3 protein-coding genes and 1 pseudogene are annotated in these 2,389 nt (G+C 62.5%); all 4 read left to right on the forward strand.

The genetic code is table 11. The features are described 5' to 3' along the window. Nucleotides 1–474 (forward strand): IS3 family transposase (locus ABZX22_RS44825; RefSeq protein WP_354923391.1); only part of this gene is annotated, 474 nt, incomplete at its 5' end. 10 nt (nt 475–484) lie between these two features. Next, nucleotides 485–1,072, forward strand: a pseudogene (locus ABZX22_RS44830) (hypothetical protein); the annotation flags it as partial. Beyond that, nucleotides 1,062–1,502 (forward strand): heat resistance system thioredoxin Trx-GI, encoded by a 441-nt coding sequence (trx-GI, locus tag ABZX22_RS44835; RefSeq protein WP_012761376.1) that lies wholly within the window; start codon nt 1,062–1,064, stop codon nt 1,500–1,502. The pseudogene ABZX22_RS44830 and the gene trx-GI, both read left to right, overlap by 11 nt. A 3-nt stretch (nt 1,503–1,505) precedes the next feature. After that, nucleotides 1,506–2,389, forward strand: an 884-nt coding sequence (locus ABZX22_RS44840) for a cation:proton antiporter (RefSeq protein WP_354923396.1), incomplete at its 3' end; no start/stop codon positions are given.

Genomic DNA, 2,389 nt, shown 5'->3' on the forward strand with positions numbered 1-2,389 from the left:
CAGGTAGGTGATGTCGCCCACCTGCACACGGACGAGGGCTGGCTGTATCTCGCCGTAATCATTGATCTGTACTCGCGCATGGTGGTCGGCTGGTCCATGAGCGAACGCATGACGGCTGACCTGGCCTGCGATGCTCTGCACATGGCGCTGTGGCGGCGAAAGCAGCCAAAGGGAGTGATCGTACACAGCGACCGCGGCAGTCAGTACTGCTCAACGGCTTATCAGGGTCTAATCCGCGCTCATCAGCTGCGATGCAGTATGAGCGCGAAAGGCAACTGCTACGACAATGCGTGTGCGGAGAGCTTCTTCCACAGCCTGAAGGTCGAATGCATCCATGGCGAGCGCTTCATGAGCCGCGCCCAGATGCGTGAAACCGTGTTTGAATACATCGAAACCGACTATAACCGCCAGCGGCGACATAGCACGCTGGGGCACATCAGCCCGCAAGCCTACGAGGCCCGGATGAGTGCTTGAAACTGTGTCCACGGTTGCTGGGCAAGATCAGGCTTACTTCGGTCTTCTGAAACATCTGTTCGCCGTCCTGGATCACGAAGTGGCAAACAGCCGGCAATTTGGCGAATTCGTTTCTCTGGACGCGCCGGTCGAAGCGGATGCCCAGGACGTCGCCGAGGCCATGGTGGAAGAGGAAGTCTTCGAATTTTATCAGCCCGATGACACACTCAGGTTGGCCGATATCATCGCTGACAGTCAGCATCCCGATGCCGCAACGATCGCGGAACAGGAGGAGCTAGTTGATCAGTCGAGCGAGTTCGCTTTTGCATTCGACCTGCTGAAGGACATGCCGCGTTTGTGGCGGCGCATTTTTCTGCTTATCCGTGTGGACGGGCTGGATGCCAGCAGCGTCTCTGAGATCCTGCTGATTCCTAGTAAGGAAGATACTGTCCAAAGGTGGCTCATGCAGGCCGAAGCATTCATCGCTGCTCATCTGGAAGAGGCCGGAGTAAGCAAAAACGGGAACGATTGGCTCCAAGGCGTTGATTGGTCGGCATTGTCTGTGACCCGAAGCGAGGCAGCCTCACTGTGGTCCAAGGAGGCGAACCATGAAGAATGATCTTCACCTCGTCTGCCCGCATTGCCAGTCCATCAACCGCGTACCGACTGCGAAGCTATCGGAACATCCCAACTGCGGCCGCTGCCAGCAGCCCTTGTTCACGGGCGAACCCATCGAGTTGACCACGGCGACGTTCTCGCGCCACGTGGAGCGCAGCGACCTGCCACTGTTGGTCGATTTCTGGGCACCTTGGTGCGGGCCGTGCAAGATGATGGCCCCGCAGTTCCAGCAAGCGGCGCGCCAGCTCGAACCCAGGGTCAGGCTGGCCAAGGTCAATACCGAGGCAGAACCCCACCTGGCCGCGCAGTTCGGCATCCGCAGCATTCCGACGCTCGCCCTGTTCCAGGGTGGGCGGGAGATCGGGCGTCAGGCCGGCGCCTTGGGCGCGCAGGACATCGTGCGCTGGGCATCTGCACAGGTGGGGCGTTGACCGATGCAGGACTTGCTCGGCGCCACCCTGATCCTGCTGGCGGCATGCAGCCTCGCGGCGGTGGCGACGGCGGCGTTCAGAGTACCCGCCTTGCTGGGTTACCTCGCCGTCGGCGCCTTGCTGGGCCCGTCGGTCAGCGGTGTAGTCGCGCCGGGAGAAGCGCTTGATTTTCTGTCCGAGCTGGGCGTGGCCCTGCTGCTGTTCATGGTTGGGCTGGAATTCTCCCTCGGGCACTTTTGGCTCACTCGCAAGACCGTACTGGTGGCTGGCAGTTTGCAGATGGTCGTTGTGGCTGCGCCACTGACCCTGGTGCTGATCGGGTTGGGTCAGCCAGCCCAGAGCGCTGCACTGCTCGGCGCCGCAGCGGCCATGTCGTCCACGGCGCTGGTCAGCCGACAGCTGGCCGACCAAGGCGAGCTCACCACCCGCCACGGCCGCAGCGCCATCGCCGTGCTGGTCTTCCAGGACCTGGCCAGCGTGCCGCTGCTGGCTCTGCTGGCGATCTGGGCGCGCGGCGAGTCGCCGAAGATCGAGAGCGTGCTGCTCGAAGTGCTGGGCGTGCTGGTGTTGTTCGCGGCAGCGGCCCTCGCCTCACGCCGTCTGTTGCATGGCCTGCTGGGCTGGGTGGCGCGGCAGGGCCACGAGGAATCGTTCGTGCTCGTCTCCTTGTGCGTGGTGGTGGCTGCCGCCGCTGCTGCACACGCGATCGGCGTATCCGCCGCCCTGGGTGCGTTTTTGGCCGGCATGGTGCTGGGCGAGAGCGACTTCCGTCACCACATGGAAAGCCACCTCAAACCGTTTCGCGATGTGTTGTCGGGGGCGCCCAAGCAGCTGATCACCCTGGAGGACCGGCTGCGTAACAGGTTCGAGTGGGGCCTGATCACCGA

The sequence above is a fragment of the Nonomuraea sp. NPDC003804 genome (assembly GCF_040610675.1).
In the GTDB taxonomy this organism is placed as follows: domain Bacteria; phylum Actinomycetota; class Actinomycetes; order Streptosporangiales; family Streptosporangiaceae; genus Nonomuraea.